Raw genomic sequence first — 25,687 nt, forward strand, 5'->3', positions numbered from 1 at the left:
ATAAAATTATATTTATCGACTCATCAGCGTTGCGCTATATGTCGCTTATCTGACCATGACAGAAGAACCTGCCACGGCAGTTATTCGCTTTTCCCGTGATATCAGGGATCCTGATTCTCAACGGGAACTGATTCAAAAAGATAACCATCAAAAGAGGGGTCATCCGAATCAGAAAGTTCCATCAACTTCTGTTTCACATTCTCAAGGTGCTGCCACATTGCCTGGCGAGCCCCCTGAGGATCTCTGCGTTGTAATGCTTGCAAGATCTTGTTGTGATCGCTAAGCCAAGCTCGCCGATAGTCCTGATTAGAGATATGGGTATGTAGCTTTTGCCACATGGCGCTGTCTCTGCGGCGGCGCCACAGGTCTTGTACCATATCTTCCAGCAGCGAGTTTTGAGTGGCCTTAGCGATCAGGGTATGGAACAGCTCATCACCGTCATAATTGGTTTGCCCGCTTTCCAGTGCGGAACGTTCCTGCTCAAGTGCCTGTCGCAGTTCGGCAATATCTGATTTAACCAGTTGAGTGGCTGCAAAGGCGGCAATATTGCTTTCCAGCAGTTGCCGCGCCTGTAGCATTTCAAAAGGACCGATATCGTCACTATTCTGCTGAGGAGCTTGCTTAACATCGTCAGGCAGGTTTATCACATAAACCCCAGAGCCTTTACGCACATCAACCAGATTTTCTAATTCCAGCATGATTAATGCTTCGCGTATTACCGCCCGGCTAACGCTGAACTGGGCTGCGATATCCCTTTCTGGCGGTAGTCGTGAACCCACGGGAAAATTACCTGAGCTCAACATGGCTTTTAGCGCTTTACCAATTTCTTGATAGGAGCGTTTAGCACCTGACATGTTATATCCTTAGCGTTATATGGTCTTGGTAGGTATCAGGCTAATTGTAGCAATATCCAACACAAGATCAATTAACTGGTTGACCAATTATGCGATTCGTTCCATTAAAGTTTTTTCATAGAATCAACCAGTTGATAAACTTCAGGATTACTTTTCTGTAATCCGTCATACATTGGTTGAACAGCCTGCTGGAAACTGGCCTTTTTCGGATAGATAAACTGAACGCCCATCTTCTCGGCTTTTACTTTCTCTTCTGCATCAGACTTAGCCCATAAATCTTTCATAAACATCATGGATTCATCAGCCGCTTGCTGTAAGGCTTTTTGGTCTTTTTCTGACAGGCCATCCCAGACTTTAGCTGAAATCACCAATACGTCAGGAATTGAGGTGTGTTCATCAACGCTGTAGAACTTGGTCACTTCACCATGACGATTCAGGGTTAGTGCAGTCAGGTTGTTTTCTGCGGCGTCAACGACACCCTGTTGCAGTGCAGTATATAACTCACCGTATGCCAGAGGAGTAGGGTTGCCTCCTAACAGTTTAATCATTTCAACTGCGCTTGGGCTTGGCTGAACGCGGACTTTTAACCCTTTGAGATCGTCCGGTGAGTTAATCGCTTTTTTAGCGTAGAAGCTACGAGAACCGGCGTCATAGTAAGTCAAACCAATAAAACCATTTGGTCGTGAAGATTGCAGAATGGATTTGCCTGATTCACTTAACATGGCGCGATAGTAGTGTTCACGATCGGTGAACAGATAAGGCATGTTAAAGGCACCATAGTTTTTGGCGAAGGCTTCCAGCTCGGCAGCATTCGATTTTGCCATCGCCAGCGCGCCATTTTGTACCAGTTCCAGTGATTCTCGCTGGTCGCCCAATTGTGCATCCGGATAAATGCGGATAACCAGATTTCCATCGGATAATTCTTTTGCCCGACTTGCCATTTGTTCCATGGCCTTTTGCACCGGATGATTGCGGTTATGGTTATGGCTGAGTTTCATCGTTACCGCAGCGTAGGCTGGTGCTGCCACCATCATGACGGAACCAATAATCAGAGGCAACAAGCCCTTCTTTAATGTCATGTAACTCTCCTTCTGTCGTTGTTGTATTTTTCAGAGTGGATATAGCAGGGTATGCTCAGCAGGCTGACCACTTTGGGGTAAAAAGTCAAAATAAAATACAATAATAATGTGAATTGGTTGACCAATATCTCAAAAATGCAATTAGGTCGCTTGAATTGATTGATCGAGAAACAGAAAAAATGTCTTATAACACGGACCAATATTGTGTGAAATTTAGACTTAATAAAAGTAATTATATTTAAATCATGTGGTTGTGGCTAAATAAATAGAATGAATTTGTTAGCTCTGCTAAATCAGCAATACCAGTAGGGAGTCAAACTTGATGAATACACTTAAGAAAATGGTTGACCAATTTCTTGCGTGGGCGGTGATCCTTATTTCCAGCGTGCTTGTTCTTTGTGTTTTATGGCAGGTATTTTCTCGTTACTGTCTGGGAACTCCCAGCGTAGCTACCGATGAGATTGCCCGTTTTATGTTTATGTGGGTTGGTTTGGTGGGGGCGGCCTATGCGGTAAGTCTGAAACGCCATCTGGCCATCGATCTGCTGACGCAAAAATTAACCGGCACACGCAAGCTGGTTTCTGAAGTGGTCATAATTTTAATGACGCTCCTGTTTGCAGGACTGGTTATGGTGTACGGCGGCCTTGGCTTAGTTCAGAAAACCCTGAGCACTCAACAGCTCTCTCCGGCTTTAGGTATTCCCATGGGATATATCTATTTCGCCATTCCTTTCAGTGGCATCGCCATTATTTTTTATTCACTGGTCGATTTACTGAACAAGTTTACACCGCATTCCTCTGTCAATACCGCAGGGTAACTGTGCTTTTCCATTAGTAGCCTGGGGCAGGATAGCTGACGGGTTTAATAACTAAATATTGAAAAAGGTAACTTAATCATGGAATGGGATATTATTTTGACGCTGTTTGGCGTTTTCGCTTTCCTGCTAATCATTGGTGTACCGATCTCTTTCTCTATCGGTCTGGCTTCGCTGGCGACCATTATGCTGTCGCTTCCTTTCGATCCGGCGATTGCCGTTATTGCCCAAAAAATGGCAACCGGATTGGATAGTTTCGCTTTATTAGCCATTCCGTTTTTTATTCTGGCAGGGAATATCATGAACCGGGGCGGAATAGCGCTACGGTTGATTAACTTTGCCAAAGTGCTGGGGGGGCGTTTGCCCGGTCCGCTGGCTCACTGTAACGTATTAGCCAATATGATGTTTGGTGCACTGTCCGGCTCGGCGGTAGCATCGGCGGCGGCAGTCGGAGGCGTGATGTCTCCGATGCAGAAAAAAGAAGGGTACGATCCGGCGTTCTCTGCGGCGGTGAATATTACCTCTTGTCCTACCGGTTTGTTGATTCCGCCTTCTAATACTCTGATTGTCTATTCCCTGATTTCTGGTGGTACATCTATTTCCGCCCTGTTTTTAGCCGGTTATTTGCCCGGTATTTTAATGGGGGTTGGTTTGATGATTGTGGCGGGGATCATTGCCAAGCGCAAAGGATACGGTCGTCCGGAGAAAGCCACCTGTTCAGAAGCCTTCTACCGTATGTTAGATGCTTTGCCTTCCCTGGCCCTGATAGTGGTGATCATGGGGGGAATTATTGCTGGTATTTTTACCGCGACAGAAGCCTCTGCGGTGGCGGTGGTATACACCATCGGATTATCAATGATCTACGGTGAAATGAAGCTGGCGGACTTGCCAAAAGTGATTCTTGATTCTGCGGTAACAACGTCTATCGTATTGCTGCTTATCGGTACTTCGATGGGGATGTCATGGGCGATGGCCAATGCCGATATCCCTTATATGATCAGCGATGGTCTGAATGCGGTATCAGAGAATCCAATTATTATCCTGCTGATCATTAACGTTATCTTGTTAATTATCGGTGTGTTTATGGATATGACACCGGCACTATTGATTTTTACTCCAATCTTCTTGCCTATGGCCAACCAGATGGGCATTGACCCGGTGCACTTTGGCATCATCATGACCTTTAACCTGTGTATTGGTATCTGTACTCCACCGGTGGGAAGTGCGCTGTTTGTCGGCTGTAGCGTGGGTGATGTACCCATTGATAAGGTACTGAAACCGTTACTGCCGTTTTTCGCCATGTTGTTATTTACGCTGATGATGGTGACCTATATTCCGGAGATCAGCTTGTATTTACCAAGAACTATTTTGGGATATGGCGGTTAATTATCGACATTTAACCTGAAGTAAACAAGATACGGCGGTTTCCCGGTAACAGGTTGACCGCCGTTTCTGCGCCATTTGTTATTCGAACAATTATGGGATGTAACATGAAAACCATTGATAACAGCCAGCTACCTGCTTCGGTACAACGGCCAACTTACGATCGCCATCAGTTAAAAAGCCGTATTGTGCATTTAGGGTTCGGTGCATTTCATCGCGCTCATCAGGCATTGTTAACCAACCGGGTTTTGCAGCTGTCTGGTGGTGACTGGGGGATCTGTGAAGTGAATCTGTTTGGGGGAGAAACATTAATTGAAACACTTCGTCAGCAGGATCACTTGTATAGCGTCTTGGAGAAAGGAGCGGAAAGTAATCAGGCGCTGATTATTGGTTCAGTGACTGAATCCCTGCACTCTGAGTTGGATGGTATAGAAAGCGTTATTGAGAAAATGGCTGAACCTCAGGTGGCCATTGTGTCTATGACTATCACCGAGAAAGGCTATTGTGTACTGCCCGGCGGAGGTGGTTTGGATGTTAATAACGCATTAATTAAGGCCGATTTGTCGCAACCACACCAACCTAAATCTGCGATTGGGGTCATTGTTGAAGCTTTACGCCGTCGTCGTGAGCGTGGGCTGGTGCCTTTCACCGTGCTGTCCTGTGATAACATTCCGGAGAATGGACATATTGTTAAGCAGGCAGTCATTGGATTAGCCGAAGCCAGCGATGCTGAACTGGCCGACTGGATAAAGCAGAATGTACCTTTTCCCAGTACCATGGTGGATAGAATTGTTCCTGCCATTACCGATGAAACGTTGGCAGAAATAGAACAAGCATTAGGGGTAAGCGATCCATGCGGTATTGCCTGTGAACCTTTTATTCAATGGGTCGTGGAAGATAACTTTATTGCCGGGCGTCCCCAGTGGGAAACCATTGGTGCTGAATTAGTTGATAATGTACTGCCTTATGAAGAGATGAAGCTGAGAATGCTAAACGGCAGTCACTCCTTCCTAGCCTATTTAGGCTATCTGGCAGGGTATCAGCATATTAACGACTGTATGACTGACAGTGCTTATCGTGCTGCAGCTCACCGATTGATGCTGCAAGAGCAAGCACCAACGCTAAGCCTGAAGAATGTTGATTTAGCTGGCTATGCTGACCGTTTGATTGAACGTTATAGCAATCCTTCTTTGAAGCACCGCACCTGGCAGATAGCGATGGATGGCACCCAAAAGTTGCCGCAGCGAATGTTAGATTCCGTTCGCTGGCATCTGGCCCACAACAGTCGTTTTGATTGTCTGGCATTAGGTATTGCAGGGTGGATGCGTTACGTTGGCGGGATTGATGATGCAGGTGCCGCTATTGATGTTCGTGACCCAATGGTGGAGCGTCTTAAACAAATATGTGCTTCAACCAAGGATGGGACTGAAAGAGTGCAGGGCCTATTAGCCTTGGAAGAAATATTTGGCACAGTATTACCGCAGGAACCTCGCTTTGTTGAGGCGGTGACTCATAGTTACCTAATACTGATGGAACAAGGGGCCAGAGATACCGTTCATCAGTTGATTAGTCAGGGGAGTATTCAATGATGAAAGATTTTTTAGCGGATGATTTTTTATTATCCACCGATGCGGCTCAGCGCCTCTATTTTGACTATGCGGCACCTCAACCTATTTTTGACTATCACTGTCATCTGCCGCCAAAAGATATTATGGAAGACCGTCGCTTTGGCAACTTGTCAGAAATCTGGCTGGCGGGGGATCATTACAAGTGGCGGGTACTGAGAACCGCAGGTATTGATGAGCGGTTTATTACCGGAGATGCCAGCGATTATGAGAAATATCTGGCCTGGGCATCAGTGGTTCCTAAAACCTTAGGAAATCCAATCTACCACTGGACTCATCTGGAACTGAAACGCCCGTTTGGCATCAGTAATATTTGTCTGAGCTCTGACACTGCGGAGCAAGTCTGGCAGCAGGCTAATACATTACTGGCACAACCTCAATTTTCTGCCCGTGGAATTATGCAGCAGATGAAGGTGAAAATGGTCGGTACCACTGATGATCCTGTTGATACTCTTGAATATCATCGCGGTATTGCAAAGGATGACTCTTTTGATATTCGGGTATGCCCAAGCTGGCGGCCGGATCGCGCTTTCAAAATTGATTTACCCGGATTTACTGATTACCTTCCGCTGTTAGAGAAGGCTGCCGATACCAGTATTCATGGTTTCACTGATTTACTGAAAGCACTGGAAAAACGTCTGGACCACTTTGCTGCTCATGGCTGTGTTGCTGCCGATCATGGTGTGGAGATCGTGCGTTTTGCTGAAATACCGGCAGTAACTGAACTGGACCGTATCTTGCGTCAGCGTTTATCGGGCCAGACGTTAAGCGAATTAGAGATTGCACAGTTCAGCACTGCTGTTCAGGTCTGGCTGGGTCGTCAATATCACCAGCGCGGTTGGGTAATGCAGCTACATATTGGTGCGTTACGCAATAATAGCCAGCGTATGTTCGCCAGATTGGGTGCAGATGCCGGTTTTGATTCCATTGGCGATCGCCCGGTTGCTGAGTCGCTATCCCGCTTGCTTAATGAGCTGGATAAAGACGACAACCTGCCGAAAACTATTCTCTATTGTCTGAATCCATCAGATAACGAAGTGCTGGCCACCATGTGTGGTAATTTCCAGGGCGGTGGTATTGCCGGGAAAGTACAGTTTGGTTCTGGCTGGTGGTTTAACGATCAGAAAGATGGCATGCAGCGCCAGATGATGCAGTTGTCACAGCTGGGCTTGTTGAGTCAATTTATCGGTATGCTGACCGATTCGAGGAGCTTCCTTTCTTATACCCGTCATGAGTATTTTCGCCGCATTCTGTGCGATATGGTGGGTGGCTGGATGCATAACGGTGAAATCCCTCATGATTATCAGCTGGTGGGAAGTATGATTGAAGATATCTGTTATGGGAATGCAGAGCGTTATTTTAGGCTGAAGTAAACGGATTATTTCTTTACGAATAATAAATATAACCCGCCGATTGGCGGGCTATATTTATCAAGGATGACTCAGCATCTGGCTGCCGGGAATTAAACGATAGTAAAACTGTTCTGGCAGGTTAGTTTCCCAATGGCCGGCATATTTAGCATAGCCAATGGTTCCCCCCAGAATAAGCGTTAACAGTAGTGCTACCACCATGCCGGAAACTCCTCTGGTGCGAGTTTGACCCGGTGCTCCCGTTGGTTTTGCGATGGAAAATACTAATGTGTCTTTTGCCGGGCAGGATTCAACGCAGCTCATACAGGCAGTGCATTCCACAGTACGAACCTGAATCAATCTATCGACGGGAATACGTGAAGGGCAAGCTTTGGCACATTTGCCACAGTCAATACAGCTTTCTGGGTTACGGCGAATTTTAAACGGCGAGAGTAGTGAAAATAGCCCCAGCAGCGCCCCGTACGGACAAAGATAACGACACCAGAGGTTTTGAATAAACAGGCTGCCAAATGCCAGCACAATAACTGAAATTAGCGTAGTTTCCCCGATAAAACGAAAGAAGTTCAGCATTTTTACGTCAGCAATTAAACCATAAGGGGACATCAGAAATGCCTGAATAGCTTCAATCGGCATTGGAACAACCAGGTACAGGAAAAATCCCAGTAATAAATACTTCAGGCTGCGCAAAGGGATATCTAACCAACGCGGTGGAAAGAACGTTTGACCAAACAGCTTTTTTCCCAGTTTGCCTAACATTTCAGATAACGTACCCACCGGGCATAACCACGAGCAAAAGGCTTTTTTCAACAGCAGTGCCATCAACAAGAAGGCCAGTAATAACAGCATGGATGCCGCATGGATGGGGGGAATGTTCCAGGTCTCCAGCGTGTATTTGAGGTTCATCAAACCTGCTATGGGTAACCAGCCTTCAATGCCAGCCGGACGTGAGACATAGGCGGTCGCACCGCCAGTTTCATAAAATCTCACCCAAAAGTAGAAAGTGGTGCAGATATAAACATTCATCAGCACCAATATGAGCTGTGTGCCATGTCGCCAAAGTTTGCCATTGCGGACATCATTCCAGGGCAGCTTACCCGCGATGGTACCCGGACGGCGAACTAACCTTATACGGGAGCGGGAAGCCGCCTGCTCTATATCATCAGTTGAACATAAAGCATGAACATCAGATTCTGACTGGTGTTGGGGAAGATTTTTCATAATCACCTGGCACAAGCAGCAATGGATGCAGGCATCCGGTTAATTGGCGTGAAATGAGTGTGTTATGAAAGAATATTGCATGATAAATGCATGTTTATTGAGATAGATCGGGTTTGCCCGTATTAATCTTCAATTCACCTCTTTTGAGGTAGTGGAGCTGGCTTTTTTTTCAGTTTGAGAAAAATTAATCTGACTTTTCAATCGGATTAATCCCAATCATTCACTACTATTTATATTGAAAAGCGTTATGGTAAGGCACTATTGACCGCCCAATCTGATAATAATGACTGAGTAACAAGGTTCCGGGCGATGAATTTACAGCGACAGAGTCACCATTTTTATGATGCAGAATGAAATCAATAACCAGATACATAATGAAAAAATGACCGGTTCAAAACTGGAGCATAATCGTCAGCGGATTATGCAGTTACTGTCTGACCATTTGCTGGTGGCGGCGATTGATTACGGTAAACAATCCTCCAGTTTATCCGATCCTTCACTGATGAAAGGCGTGCATGAGCTTCGACAGCTGGTCAATAAGCTACATGCTGCTGACCTTGCGGATTTGCTGGAGTCTTTGCCAAAGGGCAAACGTCAGGCTATCTGGTCTCTGTTGAGCGATAAAAAACGCGGTAAAACGCTGATTGAAGCATCAGATGCCGTTTGGGATAGCCTGATTGAGGATATGAGCGATCGTCAGTTACTGTCGGCGTTGCAGCATCTGGATTTGAATGAGCAAGCCTATCTGGCTGGTCATCTCCCGCGCGATCTGGTTGAACAATTATTGGCCTCTCTGGATGCACATCAGCGTGCAAGAATCAGTGAAGTGATTCATCTGGGGAGAGATAAAGTCGGTGCCCTGATGGATTTTGAACTGATAGCCATTCGTGATGATATTTCACTGGCAACAGTACTGCGCTTTTTGCAAAAGCGTAAAACCATCGCTGATTCTACCGATAAACTGTTTGTTATCGATAGAGAAAACCGCCTGATGGGTGAGTTACTGATTACCGATATCTTATTGCATACACCGGAAACCAAAGTTTCCGCACTGATGCATACTGAACCTCTTACTTTTTTACCCGATGACAATGCTGAAGAGGCAGCCGGTGCTTTCGAACGTTATAACCTGATTAGCGCCGCAGTAGTGAATCATCAAAACAAATTGATTGGGCGTTTAACCGTAGAAGATGTTGTTAATGTGGTGATTGAAGAAAGCGATAATGATTTGCGCCGTATGGGGGGCTTAAGTGAGAAAGAGGATATCTTTGCCCCGATTCTGACTTCAGTTCGCCAGCGTTCAGCATGGCTGGCGATTAATCTCTGTACTGCTTTTATCGCATCACGGGTCATTGGGTTGTTTGAAGGAACGATCTCGGAGCTGGTAGCACTGGCGACGTTAATGCCAATTGTGGCTGGTATTGGGGGAAACACCGGTAACCAGACGATTACCATGATTGTACGAGCATTAGCTTTACACCATATTCGCTCCGAAGATATGCCATTTATGCTGTTACGTGAACTGGGTGTGGCGGTGATTAACGGTCTGGTTTGGGGTGGTGTAATGGGTGGAATTACCTGGCTGTTATACGGTAACCCATTAATGGGGGGGGTAATGACACTGGCGATGTTGCTCAACCTGCTGCTGGCTGCTTTAATGGGGGTAATTATTCCAATTACTATGAACCGGCTGGGCAAAGATCCGGCCATTGGTTCCAGCGTGATGATCACTGCGATTACAGATACCGGCGGATTTTTTATTTTTCTTGGGTTGGCGACGCTATTTCTGGTTTAACAACATACAGAAAAGCAGGACGGAAATCTGTTTAACCAAGATTCCGGCCTGACTAATCTGTAACTATCATAGATTAGTCAGGCCGGAGGTTATCAATATTTATACTAATATGACCTGTACGCCCTGAGCTTTCAGTTGCTCAATAACTTCATGGTTGGCTTCTTTACCGGTGATCACCATATCGATTTGTTCTGCCCGACTAAACAGCATTCCTGCCCGTTGGCCCACTTTACTGCTGTCTACCAGCACCACCAATTTACCGACATAGTTCAGCATCTTTTGCTCTGCCATGGCGGTTAGCATATCGGTTTTATACAGGCCTTCTGCCGTTAATCCTTTACCGCTGGTAAACATCCAGTGACCCGCATACAGCGATGCATCGCCGTCCTGTGGGGCAAGGGTAATGGCCTGGCTTTTATTGTACTGCCCACCCATGATGACTACGCTGTCGTGCTCTTGCTCAATCAAAAAGTTTGCCAGCGGTAGATAGTTAGTGATGATTTGCGCATCTTTACCACAAATTTCACGGCCCAGTAAAAAAGCAGTAGAACCACAGTTAATCACCACGCTCTCTCCCGGCTGAACTAAGCGGGAAGCGGCTTTGGCAATTCGAACTTTCTCTTCATGGTTCTGTGCCTGATGAATATTCATTGGCGTCCAGGCCACGCGGTTTTGGCTGATAACTTCCGCACCATTACGCACTTTCTTCAATTTGCCGTTATCACCCAGTTTATTAATATCCCGGCGTGCAGTTGCAGGGGATATACCTAAACGATCGATGACTTGCTCTACGGTAACGAAGCCAGTCTGTTGCAACATTTCCAGTAAAATCTGATGTCGTTGTGATTCTGTCATGAAAAATCCAGATGTCTGATGACGATTTGATGATTATATTTGAAAAAAACATTTTATCCTATCGCCAGCAGGATGAAAGCCGGGCAATACCCGGCTACTGAAAGCAAAGTTATTACAGGAATGATTTAAACGGTAAATCTGGCTCTATGGTAAAGCAGTCATCAAAGCCGCGTGGGTAGTGATATTCAAAATCGTCCTTATCCTGTGGCCAGATAAATTTGCCGCCAACTTGCCAGATATAGGGTTTAAATCCGTACTTTAATCGATCCTTTTTCATATCCCACAGTACGCGAATTTCTTGAGGGTCGGCCTGAAAGTTTGACCAGATATCATGGTGGAAGGGGATAACCACTTTGGCATTTAGTGATTCAGCCATGCGCAGAATATCGGCGCTGGTCATTTTATCCGTTATACCTCGAGGGTTTTCGCCATAAGAACCCAGAGCAACATCGATCTGATGGTCATTACCGTGTTTGGCATAATAGTTTGAGTAATGAGAGTCACCGCTGTGGTACAGATTACCGCCGGGGGTTTTAAACAGGTAGTTTACTGCTCGTTTATCCATACCGTCGGGCAGTACGCCAGCGGCTTTTTCATCTGCCGGGAGAGTAATTAGCGCGGTTCTGTCAAAAGCATCAAGCGCATGAATCTCTGTATCTTTTATCTTTATAACATCACCTGGTTTTACCACTATGCAGCGTTCGCGTGGTACTCCCCATCCCACCCAAATATCAACGCAGGTTTGCGGGCCAATAAATGGAACTGAGCTATCACAATTTTGTATCACTGCGGCGGCAATGTTGACATCGATATGGTCATTATGGTCATGGGTAGATAAAACCGCATCAATCTTACGGATAGCAAAAGGATCGAGTACAAATGGTGTCGTTCGCAGGTTTGGCTGTAGTTTTTTTACTCCCGCCATCCGTTGCATTTGATGGCCGGTTTTCATCAGCGGGCTACTATGGTTTTGCTTACCGGTACCGCACCAGAAATCGACACAAATATTCGCCTCTCCCTGAGATTTCAACCAAATACCGGTACAGCCCAGCCACCACATAGCGAAGGTTCCGGGAGTGACAATTTCTTGCTCTATTTCTTCATTCAGCCAGGTTCCCCATTCCGGAAAAGTACTCAGAACCCAGGATTCACGGGTGATGCTTGCAATTTTACTCATAGCGATGACTCCCAATAATGATTGATATATGTTGGCCTTTATTTTAATCACAAGTAATCATAAAAAGATTATTTAAGATTGTTTATGAGAAATCTATCATTAACCTATGAGAATGGGAACCATGTTTTTTTGTGTTTTATATTATGTTTTCTCCTGTTCTATTTGTTTTATTTCTTAATTTGTTGGGTGAAGTTTTTTCTATTTATCTGTAATTAAAGGGTAAAGATTGGTTTTTGTGTTGTGGGTAAATGAAATGATTACGACAGAAAACTAAGTTGCGATCTCATTCACAAATAATCAAATTTAATCTTTATGTGATTAAATTTGATTGTTAGAGTGGTCGGGCATTATAAACACAGCTCGTCATATCACACCTTAATTTAAAAATATTAAAGGGCGACGAGTATGCCAAAAGCCGAATGGAGTGCTTTATGGAAACCTTTTATAACGTCTTTACCATTTTTTTTAATCAGGTTATGACTAATGCCCCGTTGTTACTGGGCATTGTGACTTGTCTTGGCTATTTGCTGCTGCGTAAAAGCGCAACGGTGATCATCAAAGGAACAATTAAAACCATCATCGGCTTCATGCTATTGCAGGCTGGGTCGGGTATTTTGACCAGCACCTTTAAGCCTGTCGTTGCAAAGATGTCAGAAGTTTATGGTATTAACGGGGCGATATCTGATACCTACGCTTCAATGATGGCGACAATAGAACGTATGGGGGATGCCTACAGCTGGGTTGGTTATGCCGTACTGTTGGCGCTGGCATTAAATATTACCTATGTCTTGCTACGTCGGGTGACGGGTATTCGTACCATCATGCTGACGGGCCATATCATGTTTCAGCAGGCGGGGCTGATTGCCGTATTTTTCTATATTCTCGGCTACCCAATGTGGACCACTATTCTTTGTACCGCCGTGTTGGTTTCTCTGTATTGGGGAATCACCTCTAATATGATGTTTAAACCAACCCAGGAAGTGACCGATAACTGTGGATTCTCTATTGGTCATCAGCAACAGTTTGCCTCATGGATTGCCTACAAAATAGCGCCCTATCTGGGTAAAAAAGGCGAGAGCGTTGAAGATCTGAAACTTCCAGGCTGGTTGAATATCTTTCACGACAATATCGTCTCTACGGCAATTGTGATGACGCTATTCTTCGGCGCCATTCTCTGCTCATTTGGTATTGATACCGTGCAAAAAATGGCCGGAAAGGTGCACTGGAGCATCTATATTCTGCAAACCGGTTTTCAGTTCGCAGTAGCCATTTTTATTATCGTTCAGGGCGTGCGGATGTTTGTTGCCGAACTGTCTGAGGCGTTTAATGGAATTTCTCAACGCTTAATTCCCGGAGCCGTACTGGCCATCGATTGTGCTGCAATTTATAGCTTTGCTCCTAATGCAGTGGTATGGGGCTTCCTGTGGGGAACCATTGGTCAATTAATTGCAGTAGCCATTCTGATAGCTGCCGGGTCTTCCATCATGATTATTCCCGGCTTTATTCCTATGTTCTTTTCTAATGCCACTATCGGCGTATTTGCCAACCATTTTGGCGGATGGCGTGCTGCACTGAAGATCTGTCTGGTTATGGGCATGATTGAGATTTTTGGCTGCGTATGGGCGGTTAAGTTAACGGGGCTGAGTGCATGGATGGGAATGGCTGACTGGTCTATTTTAGCGCCGCCTCTAATGCAGGGATTAACGCTGGGCCTGTGGTTTATGGGGATAGTCATTGTGATTGCTTTGATTTACATGTTTTTTGCCGGACGCAGCTTGCGGGCTGAAGAAGACGCCGAAAAACGCTTAACAGAATCTTCATTAAATTCTGCCAGTTAACTGATAGGAGAACTCATTATGACGGTACGTATTCTTGCAGTCTGTGGTTGTGGGCAGGGTAGTTCCATGATCATGAAAATGAAAGTGGATCAGTTTTTGACGCAGCAGGGCGTTAATCATTCGGTCAATAGCTGTGCGGTAGGTGAATACAAAGCAGAGTTAGGCGGAGCCGATATTATTGTTGCTTCTACCCATGTAGCCAGTGAAATCACGGTGAGTGGTAATAAGCATGTGGTCGGCGTACGAAACATGCTATCAGCCGCTGATTTTGGACCAAAACTGATGGAAGTGATTCAGACCCATTTCCCACAGGATATGAAATAGGGGGGTGAATATGAAGCTGCGTGACTCTCTGGCTGAGAATAACGCTATCTGCCTGCAGGCAGAGGCAAATAACTGGAAAGAGGCGGTAAAGATTGGCGTTGATTTACTGGTGAAAGCTGACGTTGTAGAGCCTCGCTATTATCAGGCCATTCTGGATGGAGTCGAGCGTTTTGGCCCCTATTTTGTTATTGCGCCCGGTTTAGCTATGCCTCACGGGCGACCTGAGGAAGGCGTAAAAAAAACGGGTTTTGCTTTGGTAACGCTGAAGAAACCGCTGGTTTTTCATCATGAAGATAACGATCCGGTTGATATTTTGATCACCTTAGCGGCTGTTGATGCACACACCCATCAGGAAGTGGGGATCATGCAGGTGGTTAATCTGTTTGAAGACGAGGCCAATTTTGAGCATTTACGGGCTTGCCGAACTTCTGAAGAGGTACTGGCGTTGATAGACAGAGTGAATGCTTAGGCTCACCGTAGTGGTGATATTAATTTCATTGATTTAAAAGGAAAAAATATGACTCATCCTTTACCTATGCTACAGGTCGCGTTAGATAACCAGACATTAGACCATGCCTACCAGACAACCCGCCTGATTGCCGAAGAGGTCGATATTATCGAGGTGGGAACCATTCTGTGTGTGGGTGAGGGGGTGCGTGCGGTACGCGATCTTAAAGCGCTCTACCCTCATAAAATTGTTTTAGCCGATGCCAAAATTGCTGATGCTGGCAAAATTCTTTCTCGTATGTGTTTTGAAGCCAATGCCGATTGGGTAACGGTCATTTGCTGTGCGGATATTAATACGGCGAAAGGAGCACTGGAGGTTGCAAAGGAGTTCAGCGGTGATGTTCAAATCGAATTGACCGGATACTGGACCTGGGAGCAGGCACAGGAGTGGTATCAGGCAGGGATTCAGCAAGTGGTATATCACCGTAGTCGTGATGCTCAGGCGGCTGGTATCGCCTGGGGACAGGCAGATATTCAGGCTGTTAAACGGTTATCAGATATGGGGTTTAAAGTGACGGTGACCGGAGGACTGGCGCTGGAAGATTTACCTCTGTTTAAAGGAATACCAATTCATGTCTTTATTGCCGGTCGTAGCATTCGTGATGCCGCCGATCCGGTAGAGGCTGCCCGCCAGTTTAAACGTTCAATCGCTCTGATTTGGGGTTAAGGAAACGCTATGCTGCAAAAAGCCGTGCCCTTAGGCATTTATGAAAAAGCATTACCCGCAGGTGAGGACTGGCTAAGCCGCCTGCAGTTAGCGGCAGAGCTGGAGTTCGACTTTGTTGAAATGTCAGTAGATGAAAGTGATTTCCGACTGGCCCGGCTTGACTGGAGCAGTGAGCAGCGTTTGTCGTTAGTTAATGCCATAGCCATAACGGGAATACGCGTTCCCTCTATGTGTTTAAGCGCCCACCGTCGTTTTCCGCTTGGTTCTGAAGATGACGCTATACGTAATCAAGGGTTAGAAATCATGCGTAAAGCCATACGGCTGGCGCAGGATGTCGGTATTCGAGTGATTCAACTGGCTGGTTATGATGTTTATTATCAACAAGCCAATGATGAAACCCGTGAGCGCTTTCGGGATGGTTTGCAGCTGGCTGTCGAGATGGCCAGCCGTGCTCAGGTGACACTGGCGATGGAGATTATGGATTATCCCTTGATGAACTCCATCAGCAAAGCGATGGGATATGCCCATTATTTGAATAACCCATGGTTTCAGCTCTATCCGGATATTGGCAATCTATCTGCCTGGGACAATGATGTGCAGATGGAGCTAAAAGCAGGGAGCGGTCATATTGTTGCTGTACATATTAAGGACACATTACCGGGGATATTTAAAAACGTTCCTTTTGGTACTGGCGTTGTTGATTTTGAGCGTTGCTTCAGGACGTTAAAGGAAAGTGGTTACTGCGGGCCATACTTAATCGAGATGTGGAGTGAAACAGCAGTCGATCCTGTGAAAGAAGTGAAAGCTGCACGGGATTGGGTTAAACAACGAATGTTAAGTGCGGGTTTATTGATGGAGGCCATCGCCTGATGAAACAGCTAAAACAGCAGGTATATGAAGCGAATATGGACCTGCCGCGCCATGGTTTGGTGACTTTTACCTGGGGAAACGTTAGCGCTATCGATCGGGAGCGGCAATTGGTGGTCATCAAGCCCAGCGGTGTGGCCTATCAGGATATGAAAGTTGAGGATATGGTGACGGTTAATCTCGATGGAGAAAGAGTAGAAGGGCACTATAAACCCTCTTCTGATACTTCCACACACCTCGAACTTTATCGTCGTTATCAGCAACTCGGGGGCATAGTTCATACTCATTCTACTTATGCAACGGCCTGGGCGCAGGCGGGAATGTCAATACCTGCCTTGGGTACCACTCACGCGGACTATTTTTCCGGTGATATTCCATGTACGCGGGCACTCACCGCCGATGAGGTAAATAGCGAGTACGAGCTTAATACAGGAAAAGTGATCGTTGAAACGGTAGGTGAATCTAACCCTTTATACACGCCGGGTATCGTTGTTTATCAACATGGTCCTTTTAGCTGGGGTATAAATGCTGATGAGGCAGTACATAATGCGGTAGTTATGGAAGAAGTGGCAAAAATGGCCTGGATTGCCTGTAGCATTAATCCTCATCTACGACCAATAGATAATTATTTATTAAATAAACATTTTCTGAGAAAACATGGTCCAAATGCTTATTATGGTCAGTCATAACAGGCGATCTGTTTTTTGATATGTGAAATAACATTTCTGACCGATTTAATTGGAGACTTTAATCAATTACTCCATTAAATCGGTCTGTCTTGTTAAGCAATGCTGTTTTGAGTCATACGTTTCGCTGATCTTATCTCCTAAATCATTATCAAGATGGTACCAATATTGATATCTCAACTTGTTTGCTGCGATATATATCTAAAAAGACAATGTAAGTTACATCATCAGATCTTTTTTTAATTAGAGCGCATTCCATTCATATTATCTGTTTCTTCTTATTTATCAGTATATTCAATTAGATTGTATTGTGCTGTAGCGATAGTGTTTAATTTTTATTACACATCAATACACACAGTTATTGCGATTGTGTGTATTAGTGTGTATATTGAAATGGAAGTGATAAATGAAATCATCGGATTTGATTAAAGATCTTCGGGCTGCCGGGTGTGAATGGCGGCGCCATAATGGAGGAAGTCATCAGATATGGTGGTCTCCAATAACAAAAAAGACATTTCCAGTACCTCATCCTAAAAAGAATTTGCCTGAGGGAACGATTAGATCGATCAGAAGAGCGGCTGGAATTTAGGTTTTATCAGGGGGCTATATGTTATTTTCTATTGCTGTTGAAGTACCACAGGATGAACAGACGGCTTATGGGCTGACGGTGCCTGCATTATGTAATGAAAACTATGGATGTTTTTCAGCGGCAGACCAGATAGAAGATGTCGCCGGAATGGCTCGGGAAGCCATCTTACTAACCATCACAGATATGATTGAATCAGGAAATTATGCGCTGGAGCATATTAACGATCGTGGCCCGTTAGTTTATCAGAATACGCACCCTGAATTTGACGGGCAACAATGGTTCGTGATTGAGGTTGATTTATCTGAGCTGGAAGGAAAGCCACAGCGGATTAATATTTCTCTACCGGATGTGCTAATTCGTCGAATTGATTCGCGCGTTAAAACTCAGGAAGATTACCGTGACCGCAGCCATTTTTTGGCCGTTGCAGCAAAAAATGAATTATTAAGGATGGAAGGATAATCCTCCCCGGATTGCCGGGAAGGAGGCTAACCAATAAGCTTAAACAGCGGAACGTTGTAACTCATAAGATTTCAGGTGAGTGTAAGCTGCTCGTAGCCGTATCAGGCTATTAAGGTCAATACCGGATTGTTCGGCGCGGAACAGTAGATCACCAACAATATGGTCAGCTTCAATACGTGAGCCATTTTGCAAATCACGATACATCGATGCGGTTAATTTAGACCCTGGTTCGGTTAACATCTGATGTGCGCGTTCTACACCGGGAGCATAGCCTGCTTTAAGCGCTATGCTTCTTATCTCTTCAATCAACATTAAAATAAATGTTTTTCCATCAGGTGAAGCAATAATATCGCCAATTGGTGCCCGCATCAGACAGGTGCTGGCTGCCAGAGAGGCAAGGAACAGCCATTTTTCCCACATTGCCAGTAGAATATTCTCGCTATGCTCAGACTGAAAATCAGTCTGTTTAAAAATGTCAGCGATGCGGCTGGTTCTGTCGCTTTTGGCCCCGTCAAGTTCACCAAAAATGATGTTATGAATAGGCGTCATACGATAGATAGTGCCATCGGCTTCTACCGTAGAAACGATATTACATAATCCACCCAGCACCTTTTCGCGGCCAAAAGCCTGCTCTAAGATTTGAATATGACGCATACCGTTGAGTAATGGCAGGATGGCGGTGTTTGGGCCTACGGCAGGGGAGAATGAATCGATGGCGTTCTCCAGATCGTAAGCTTTACAACTAAGCAGAATCAGATCGTAAGGGTGGCTAATTTGCTCTGTGGTCACTAAAGGAGGTGAGGGCAGTGAGATTAGCTGATTTCCCGGGTTCTTAATGATTAATCCATTTTGTTTTAACTTTTGTGCCCGGGCCGGGCGAACTAAAAAAGTCACATCCTGTCCTGATTGCAGCAACTTGCCGCCAAAGTAGCCACCAACGGCTCCTGCCCCTACGATAAGAATTCGCATATAGCATCCTCAGTCTGATAGACGATTAATCATGTTATGAAATGAGAATTGAGTGTCAGGCATTTAGAATAGATCGAAAAATCATTTCGCGACATACCTGACGTGCGATACCTGAATGATATAAACAATGAATTCAGGTCAAACAGTTAGCGCTTAATAATTTACTAAGAATTACTCTCTATACTTTGTTGCCATATTGGTAAAGATCGCTTTGTACTCTCAACAGGGTAATTTAATGACAGGCAGCAATCAGACTCAGATCACTGGTCGTGGTATTCAGGTATTACCATCCTCTTTCTATGTACGTCAGGTTTTATTTCTTTTGGTTGCAGCCGCGCTTTTTTTGGGCCTCTCCTGGTATGACCGGCTGGATTTTTGGATCACAGCGCAATGGTATCAGGTTGAAACGCACTCTTTTCCCCTGAAAGACAACTTTTGGCTGGAGTTAATTAATCACAAACTACTTAAGTTTTCGATTATTGCATCCGCCGTTGTGGCCCTGTTTTGGGGAATATGCCGTAAAAATCCCCGTTTAGTTGTGGCGATGGTATTACTTGGTATTGGCACTGCCGTGGTTGGTGCTTTAAAAGCATCCAGTATTCATTCATGCCCCTGGAGCCTGAGCGAATTTGGCGGTCAGGCTGCTTACCTTCACCTGTTTGAATCCGTTTCTACTGGAGTGAATCCCGGACCGGGCAAATGTTTTCCCGGCGGTCATTCATCCTGTGGATTTGCTGTGATGGCACTGTTTTTTTTGTTTTACCCGGAACGCCCCAAGTTGGCCTGGTGTTGTTGGTTACTGGGTATTTTTCTTGGAATGGTGATGGGGTACGGACAAGTGATGAGAGGCGCGCATTTTCTTTCCCATAACCTTTGGGCTGGTTGGTGGGTGTGGTTAAGCCAGCTTGGGTGCTATTGGTTGGTGGGGCGTATTACCGTATGGCGCAGACAGCGTTATTAATAGCGAGAGAATTCTATGGAAAATATTAACTATCAATTGTTTATGATGATAAATGTCACGCCAGACTCTCCTCTTTGGATTATTAAGTTAGCTGAGTTTTTGGCAAAACAGGCGATAAACATTATACCGATTGTTTTGCTGGTTGCGTGGTTATGGGTACCTCGTCGGGAGTTGGTGATAAAAACACTTCTTGCTTTAGCATTTGGTGTGATATTGGCTAAAACGTTAGGTACCCTCTTTCCTCACGTTCGCCCGTTTATTCAGGGGGTTGGCTATCAGTTACTGGGCCATGGCAATACACCATCTTTCCCAAGTAATCACGGCACGGGAGCGTTTACATTTGCACTGGCGTTTCTGCTTTGGGGGCGTTTAAGTATTGGTTTGTTCTTTATGGCGTGGGCATCAGGTATTGCATGGTCTAGAGTCTATTTGGGTGTTCATTGGCCTATGGATATGGTCGGTGCCCTTATGGTAGCGCTGGTTTCCTGCTTCCTGACGCAATGGATTTGGTCACTCTATGGCAGATCTTTTTTGATCAATTCAGAGAAGATATATCATCGAGTTTTTATTCTGCCAATAAAGAAAAGCTGGGTGAAATATTAGTTAATCAAATAATGTTAAAACAGGGCCAATATGGCCCTGAAAATTATCGAGACGTTGTTAACAGAGTTATCGTTTTTTAATTAACAAATGATATTCCGGTATATTTAAGCCCCTTCATTTTATGCAAGATATTTATAATAAATTATCATTCTGTTTGAATCTTTTAAGACATTAAACATTCATTATTAATGCATATATTAATATCATTAGTAATTTTATCTATCATAATGATATTTAAATATAAATATATTTAACAGTTATTTCATTCAGTAATTTTAAATATATTTTTATGTATTATTTTCATGCCTAATTTTCGTTATTTTAAAATATAAATATTTGCTTTTAACCAGCACGGGTTATATTGGTAAATATATCTAATCTATTCTGGAATAATTAAAAACCGCTCCTACAATTATAATTACGTCATCAGACGTTTTCTAATAAGAGGCTATTCATATGAGACGGACAAATATTGGCCGCCTGAGCAGCATTGCATTGGCAATTATGCTTGCCTGTTCTCTTGCGGCGTGTAGTGGGGGCGGAGGAGGATCAATTAGCTCCGCATTAAAAGATAAGGGTAATCAGAACGTTGGTAATGATGGTAGTTCTGGTGGTGATGATGGTAGTAGTGCAAATAACGGTGGTGGCAGCGGCGGTAATGGAGATGGCGGCGCTGGAAACAATGGTGGTAATAACGGAGGAAACAACGGTGGTAATAATGGTGGCAATAACGGTGGAGGCGGAACCGAGACGACTTCTACGACTACCGGAAATGTGCTGAATGATGTGGGCGGTGCAGTAAATGGTGTTGGTGACACGGTTAAAGGTGTGGGTGATGTGGTCAGTAACGTGAAATTGCCTGATGCCGGAGGCGTTGTTGTTCAGGGGACCGTCTCACTGGTGGATTCAGCAGGTAATGCGATTAACGATGTCGGTAGCGGCATTCAAAATGGCGTTGGTAAGTTAGGTTCAAACCCAAATGCCCTTGGTGATACCGCAGCCGGTGTGCCAAAAGCGGTCAGTTCATTGGGTGATGGTGTTTCTGGTTTAGGTGATACGGTTGCTGCTTTAGGTGATACCAAACTATTAGGTACCGTTGGTAAAACCGGCGTGCTGGATGCCACGGGTGGCGTAGTTAATAAAGTTGGCGGTGTGGTGTCTGATGTGGGTGATGGATTGGCAAAAGATCTGACTTCAGGTACTACGGCTAAAGTGACGACGGCATTAACTGGCGTTGTTACTCCGGTGGTTGTCACAACGGAAAACGTCACCCAAAAAGTGGGGGATACCGGCGGACTGGTGACTTCGGGCTCAACAGCATCTGGTGGCGGCGTAGTGGGTAGCGTAGTGAACACTCTGACCAATACGGCATCCGGTGCAACCGGTTCTACCGGTGGTTCTTCAGCGGGTAATACGGGCAGTGTTGGTGGCCTGGTTGGTGGTTTGGTTAGCGGTGTAACCAGTACGGTTGGTGGTATTACCTCTGGTAATGCTGCAGGTGGCACCAACACTAATCCGGTTGGAGGGCTGGTCGGTAATGTTACTGCGGGTCTTGGTGCGGGTGCGGGTGCAGGTGCAGGTATCAGCATCGGCGGGACACAAAATAAGTCAGGTAAATAATCATTTTTAATCATCATGCTTAGTGCCCCCATTCGTGGGGGCACTTTAATATCTGGGTATGTCACGAGAAATCGATTATGAAAATAAGACAAATTGGCCTGTTATGTCTATTCACATCTGGCGTGGGCAGCGCGTGGGCTGACGTTTTACCCACGTTGATTGACCCTAATAACCCGGCAAAATTAGCCAGTGAAGTGGCTAAACCTGGTGCACCACGGGAAAGAGGTGCACAGGCCACAGTTCCTTCTTCCGATGAACAGACTGTAACTACCGGGCTAACACTGGAAACACTCATCGACGTTAAACACCTGCAGTTTATTGGTGGAACGCGTTATACCAATGAGGCATTAATGAAACCCTATGCTGATTTTATTGGTAAAAAAGTTCCGTTAAAGAAACTGATTGAGGCTACTCAAACCATCACTGAAAGATACCATCAGGATGGCTATATCCTATCTTATGCCTATCTGCCATCGAAAAATTTCCAACAGGGTACGCTAAGCGTAGCGTTAGTAGAGGGCTATATTGCAAATAGCCGGGTGCAAAGTGATAACACGGCGGTTGCCCATCGATTAGAAAGGCTGTCGCGTAAAATAATGGAGCAAAAGCCGCTGACGCAAGCGTGGTTTGAACGCTACAGTATTTTAATGAACCGAACGCCTGATACTACCGTCAGCGCATCGGCAAAAAATCCGGATAATATTTATGGCGCTACGCTACTGGATGTTAAAGCAGATCATCCTCACTATTGGAACCTGAGTTCCACGGTAGATAGCCGCAAAGACCAGCAAAAGGCAGTCATTAACGGCACGTTAAGCGGTTTAACGTCTTATGGTGAACAGCTTGGTATTGCTACTCTGGTACCGCTGGGGAGTAATGATAATAAAGAGAATTATGTTGGTATGAACTACCAACAGTACTTGAATGATGATGGCTTACAGGTGCAGCTGAAAGGAAGTTATTACAACAAGAAACCGAAAAAGGATACGCCGGTACTGGTATTACCCCAGTTGGATGTTGATATTGGTAGCAAGACAGAAGAGACCCAATATACCAGCGGTATTCAGTTTAATTATCCTCTGTTGTTAACCAGACAGAATCAGTGGACCTTAAGCGGTGGCCTGGACTACTTGGATAAGCAGTATGACGTTTCTTATCATGGCCGACTATTGGGGGATCCTTTCTCGGCGAAGGAAGGATTTAAGCTACGCTATCCGGCTGCTGATTTATCGTTAGCGCGTTACCGGGAATATAGTCAGGGAGTCTGGTCTACCCGGTTGAATTTACGGCAGGGTATTGAAGGCTCAATGGCTAACAGTGATTTACCGGATACCGATCTTGCTTTCACCCGTTGGCGGTTGAATAACGATGCAGCTTATTTGTTAGCTGAAAAATGGCGCTTGAGTGCCAGCCTTGAGGGTGACTGGTCAGATAACGATTTACCCGAACCGGAACGCGTCAGTTTTGGTGGTTTACGCTATGGTCGGGGATATCCGGACGGTGATGCCAGCGGTGATTATGGCTATGGTGGTCAGCTTGAAATGCGCTATATGTATAGTCGCGAAAGCCGTTGGCTCAATACTATTCAGCCTTATGTGCTAGTGGACAGCGCCAGAAGTTACTTTAATCAACGGGCGTTGAATGACAGAAAGTTGGCATCCTATGCAGCGGGTGTCACCATCGGGGACAGTAAGCACTATTCTCTTTCTCTGGAAGGGGCAAGGCCAATCGGAGATATACCCAGCGACAGTGATAAACGTGGCTTTCGCTTCAATGCGACCTTTACCTACAACTTCAATAATTAGCATCAGGCCGGGAGAGCCCGGCCTGATTATTTAACAATGAATCTCATTAGCCACGCAGGCGCTTGGTAAGGCCTTTCAGGAAATAGCGTAATAATTGATCGCCACACTCGCGGTAATTCTTATGGCCCGGTTTGCGGAACACCGCACTGAGTTCGGGTTTAGAAACGCGGAAATCTACTGATTTATAAATATCCAACAGATCGGTATCTTTCAACTCAAAAGCGATACGCAATTTCTTTAATACGATGTTATTGGTTATCCGGGGCTCAATTTCAGGAGCGGGGAAGTTTTCATCTTTACCGCGTCTAAAGAAGATCAGACCGTTAAGAAAATGGCCCATTACCCGATCGTCACAGGCTTTGTAGCCCGCTTCGTCTTCTTTTTTTAACCAGCAAGCCATATCAGCTACCGAGACATCCAGGTCTGCCAGTTTAATGATTTGCACCATCTGTGCATCACTGAGATCCAGCATGTAACGTACACTTCGTAAGGTATAAGTATTAATCATTGATTATTATCCACATTTTTCGTTTCGGACCGAACGTTGCTGTCGGTACCGGTTTTATTATTGTTCAGTGGATAATCTTTAACCGCTGACATTAACGGCAGCATAGTAGGCATTAATCCATGGTTTCTCAATATTTAATCGAGATTATTTTTATCGTGAAGCCATTGTGCAACGCCTTACAGGGGCTGTTTATCCAGATCCAACAATTGATCCAAAAACCATCGTCCGGCAGGGCCGGGTGGTGAGTTTTTCGACCAAACGGCATCTACCGAAATGGTTTTTGGCCAACCCCGGGCCTTGAGTTCAACCAGTGGGCGCTGGCTAAACTGACGAACCAGCCAGCGGGGAAGGATCGCCCAGCCAAACCCCTGCTCTGCCATTTCCAGCAGCATTAAGTAACTGGGCGCTGACCAGATAAGACCCTGAGGTATCCGCTCCTGTGTGCGCTGATAGGTATTAAGACAGAGCTGACGTGAACTTGCTAACTGCTCTTTAGTCACCTGCTTTAGTGAGGCTAATGGGTGTTGTCTGGCGACGAACAAACTCATTTCTGTCTGTTCCAGCAGTCGGGAGAAGCCAATGTCCTGCGGATAGCTGTTTTGTACTTCGATCAATCCAATATGGGCGCGGCCGGTTTGCAGCAGATTAATCACATCTTCATCTTCGGCAATCAGGCATTCGAACTCAATATCGGGATAGCGGCGCTCAAAATTTTGCATGATCTCTTCATGACGGGTTGGTTGATAGGTATCAGACAAAACAAAACTGAGGCGCGGCTCAATGTGGGTGGAAAGTCGAATAGCCAGTTCATCAAGACGCTGGCTGGCGTTCAAAATCTCTTTTACCTGATTCAGCACTCTGAGGCCTTGCGGTGTCAGTACCGGATGACGACTATTGCGATCAAACAGCATCAGGCCGAGATCAACTTCCAGATTCGCAATGGCAGTGCTGATGGTGGACTGGCTTTTGTGTAGCTTACGGGCCGCAGCAGAGAAGGAGCCCAGCGCAGCGGCTTCAACAAAGGCGACTAATGCTTCAGGGGAATAGTTCATGAAGTATCGATTTTTTAGATGGTATCTATTTTTAATATATCCCAAAAAGCGATGATAATCGA

Annotated in this window: 25 protein-coding genes; 17 read left to right on the plus strand and 8 right to left on the minus strand. The window is 45.3% G+C overall.

What is annotated here, in order from left to right; all coding sequences use genetic code 11:
* Positions 1-101: 101 nt before the first annotated feature.
* A complete protein-coding gene (locus EKN56_RS02330) occupies positions 102-854 on the minus strand; it encodes an FCD domain-containing protein (protein ID WP_130590331.1) in 753 nt (250 codons plus the stop codon).
* 104 nt (positions 855-958) lie between these two features.
* On the minus strand, positions 959-1,933 hold the full coding sequence (locus EKN56_RS02335) for a TRAP transporter substrate-binding protein (protein WP_130590332.1): 975 nt from the start codon (positions 1,931-1,933) through the stop codon (positions 959-961).
* A 322-nt stretch (positions 1,934-2,255) separates the two neighbouring features.
* Here EKN56_RS02335 and EKN56_RS02340 point away from each other — a divergent pair, with 322 nt between their 5' ends.
* The 4 genes from EKN56_RS02340 to uxaC all read left to right on the plus strand — a co-directional run bounded on the left by EKN56_RS02340 (position 2,256) and on the right by uxaC (position 7,128).
* Positions 2,256-2,750, plus strand: a complete 495-nt coding sequence (locus tag EKN56_RS02340; protein ID WP_130590333.1) for a TRAP transporter small permease — start codon at positions 2,256-2,258, stop codon at positions 2,748-2,750.
* 78 nt (positions 2,751-2,828) lie between these two features.
* A complete protein-coding gene (locus EKN56_RS02345) occupies positions 2,829-4,133 on the plus strand; it encodes a TRAP transporter large permease (RefSeq protein WP_130590334.1) in 1,305 nt (434 codons plus the stop codon).
* A gap of 104 nt (positions 4,134-4,237) precedes the next feature.
* On the plus strand, positions 4,238-5,719 hold the full coding sequence (locus EKN56_RS02350; protein WP_130590335.1) for a mannitol dehydrogenase family protein: 1,482 nt from the start codon (positions 4,238-4,240) through the stop codon (positions 5,717-5,719).
* Positions 5,719-7,128, plus strand: coding sequence for a glucuronate isomerase (gene uxaC, locus EKN56_RS02355; protein ID WP_130593567.1), 1,410 nt, complete (start codon positions 5,719-5,721; stop codon positions 7,126-7,128). The genes EKN56_RS02350 and uxaC overlap by 1 nt, the downstream gene beginning before the upstream one ends.
* Before the next feature lie 57 nt (positions 7,129-7,185).
* Here uxaC and EKN56_RS02360 read toward each other — a convergent pair whose 3' ends face one another.
* Complete coding sequence (locus tag EKN56_RS02360; protein ID WP_130590336.1) at positions 7,186-8,343, minus strand: 4Fe-4S binding protein; 1,158 nt, start codon at positions 8,341-8,343, stop codon at positions 7,186-7,188.
* 340 nt (positions 8,344-8,683) lie between these two features.
* On the opposite strand from EKN56_RS02360, the gene mgtE reads away from it, so the two are divergent.
* Positions 8,684-10,138, plus strand: a complete 1,455-nt coding sequence (gene mgtE, locus EKN56_RS02365; RefSeq protein ID WP_130590337.1) for a magnesium transporter — start codon at positions 8,684-8,686, stop codon at positions 10,136-10,138.
* A 99-nt stretch (positions 10,139-10,237) separates the two neighbouring features.
* On the opposite strand, the gene ulaR is transcribed toward mgtE, so the two are convergent.
* Positions 10,238-10,993, minus strand: a complete 756-nt coding sequence (gene ulaR / locus EKN56_RS02370) for an HTH-type transcriptional regulator UlaR (RefSeq protein WP_130590338.1) — start codon at positions 10,991-10,993, stop codon at positions 10,238-10,240.
* Between the two features lie 112 nt (positions 10,994-11,105).
* Positions 11,106-12,170, minus strand: coding sequence for an L-ascorbate 6-phosphate lactonase (gene ulaG / locus EKN56_RS02375; RefSeq protein WP_130590339.1), 1,065 nt, complete (start codon positions 12,168-12,170; stop codon positions 11,106-11,108).
* Between the two features lie 431 nt (positions 12,171-12,601).
* On the opposite strand from ulaG, the gene ulaA reads away from it, so the two are divergent.
* From ulaA to EKN56_RS02415, 8 genes are all read left to right on the plus strand, one after another.
* On the plus strand, positions 12,602-14,008 hold the full coding sequence (ulaA, locus tag EKN56_RS02380; protein ID WP_130590340.1) for a PTS ascorbate transporter subunit IIC: 1,407 nt from the start codon (positions 12,602-12,604) through the stop codon (positions 14,006-14,008).
* Positions 14,009-14,026: 18 nt separating this feature from the next.
* Positions 14,027-14,332, plus strand: coding sequence for a PTS ascorbate transporter subunit IIB (gene ulaB, locus EKN56_RS02385; RefSeq protein ID WP_130590341.1), 306 nt, complete (start codon positions 14,027-14,029; stop codon positions 14,330-14,332).
* Positions 14,333-14,342: 10 nt separating this feature from the next.
* Positions 14,343-14,801: a PTS ascorbate transporter subunit IIA gene (gene ulaC / locus EKN56_RS02390; RefSeq protein WP_130590342.1), complete on the plus strand. Its 459-nt coding sequence runs from the start codon at positions 14,343-14,345 to the stop codon at positions 14,799-14,801.
* A gap of 48 nt (positions 14,802-14,849) precedes the next feature.
* Entirely contained in the window at positions 14,850-15,506 is a 657-nt protein-coding gene (locus tag EKN56_RS02395) for a 3-keto-L-gulonate-6-phosphate decarboxylase UlaD (RefSeq protein ID WP_168189582.1), read from the plus strand.
* 9 nt (positions 15,507-15,515) lie between these two features.
* Positions 15,516-16,376, plus strand: coding sequence for an L-ribulose-5-phosphate 3-epimerase (locus tag EKN56_RS02400; protein WP_130590343.1), 861 nt, complete (start codon positions 15,516-15,518; stop codon positions 16,374-16,376).
* Positions 16,376-17,062 (plus strand): L-ribulose-5-phosphate 4-epimerase, encoded by a 687-nt coding sequence (locus EKN56_RS02405; RefSeq protein WP_130590344.1) that lies wholly within the window; start codon positions 16,376-16,378, stop codon positions 17,060-17,062. The genes EKN56_RS02400 and EKN56_RS02405 overlap by 1 nt, the downstream gene beginning before the upstream one ends.
* 403 nt (positions 17,063-17,465) lie before the next feature.
* A complete protein-coding gene (locus tag EKN56_RS02410) occupies positions 17,466-17,648 on the plus strand; it encodes a type II toxin-antitoxin system HicA family toxin (protein WP_130590345.1) in 183 nt (60 codons plus the stop codon).
* 18 nt (positions 17,649-17,666) lie between these two features.
* Positions 17,667-18,107, plus strand: coding sequence for a type II toxin-antitoxin system HicB family antitoxin (locus EKN56_RS02415; protein WP_130590346.1), 441 nt, complete (start codon positions 17,667-17,669; stop codon positions 18,105-18,107).
* A gap of 39 nt (positions 18,108-18,146) precedes the next feature.
* On the opposite strand, the gene panE is transcribed toward EKN56_RS02415, so the two are convergent.
* Positions 18,147-19,076 (minus strand): 2-dehydropantoate 2-reductase, encoded by a 930-nt coding sequence (panE, locus tag EKN56_RS02420; RefSeq protein WP_130590347.1) that lies wholly within the window; start codon positions 19,074-19,076, stop codon positions 18,147-18,149.
* 235 nt (positions 19,077-19,311) lie between these two features.
* On the opposite strand from panE, the gene EKN56_RS02425 reads away from it, so the two are divergent.
* The 4 genes from EKN56_RS02425 to EKN56_RS02440 all read left to right on the plus strand — a co-directional run bounded on the left by EKN56_RS02425 (position 19,312) and on the right by EKN56_RS02440 (position 24,065).
* Positions 19,312-20,037 (plus strand): phosphatase PAP2 family protein, encoded by a 726-nt coding sequence (locus EKN56_RS02425; RefSeq protein ID WP_130590348.1) that lies wholly within the window; start codon positions 19,312-19,314, stop codon positions 20,035-20,037.
* 15 nt (positions 20,038-20,052) lie between these two features.
* Positions 20,053-20,640, plus strand: coding sequence for an undecaprenyl-diphosphate phosphatase (gene ybjG / locus EKN56_RS02430; protein WP_130590349.1), 588 nt, complete (start codon positions 20,053-20,055; stop codon positions 20,638-20,640).
* A 456-nt stretch (positions 20,641-21,096) separates the two neighbouring features.
* Positions 21,097-22,260, plus strand: coding sequence for a collagen-like triple helix repeat-containing protein (locus EKN56_RS21430; RefSeq protein ID WP_130590350.1), 1,164 nt, complete (start codon positions 21,097-21,099; stop codon positions 22,258-22,260).
* Positions 22,261-22,337: 77 nt separating this feature from the next.
* A complete protein-coding gene (locus EKN56_RS02440; RefSeq protein ID WP_130590351.1) occupies positions 22,338-24,065 on the plus strand; it encodes a ShlB/FhaC/HecB family hemolysin secretion/activation protein in 1,728 nt (575 codons plus the stop codon).
* Positions 24,066-24,111: 46 nt separating this feature from the next.
* Here EKN56_RS02440 and EKN56_RS02445 read toward each other — a convergent pair whose 3' ends face one another.
* Positions 24,112-24,573: a YehS family protein gene (locus EKN56_RS02445; protein ID WP_130590352.1), complete on the minus strand. Its 462-nt coding sequence runs from the start codon at positions 24,571-24,573 to the stop codon at positions 24,112-24,114.
* 176 nt (positions 24,574-24,749) lie between these two features.
* Positions 24,750-25,625 carry a LysR family transcriptional regulator gene (locus EKN56_RS02450; protein WP_130590353.1) on the minus strand — a complete coding sequence of 292 codons (876 nt, stop codon included), beginning with the start codon at positions 25,623-25,625 and terminating at the stop codon, positions 24,750-24,752.
* Positions 25,626-25,687 lie beyond the last annotated feature (62 nt).

This window comes from Limnobaculum zhutongyuii (assembly GCF_004295645.1).
GTDB lineage: Bacteria > Pseudomonadota > Gammaproteobacteria > Enterobacterales > Enterobacteriaceae > Limnobaculum > Limnobaculum zhutongyuii.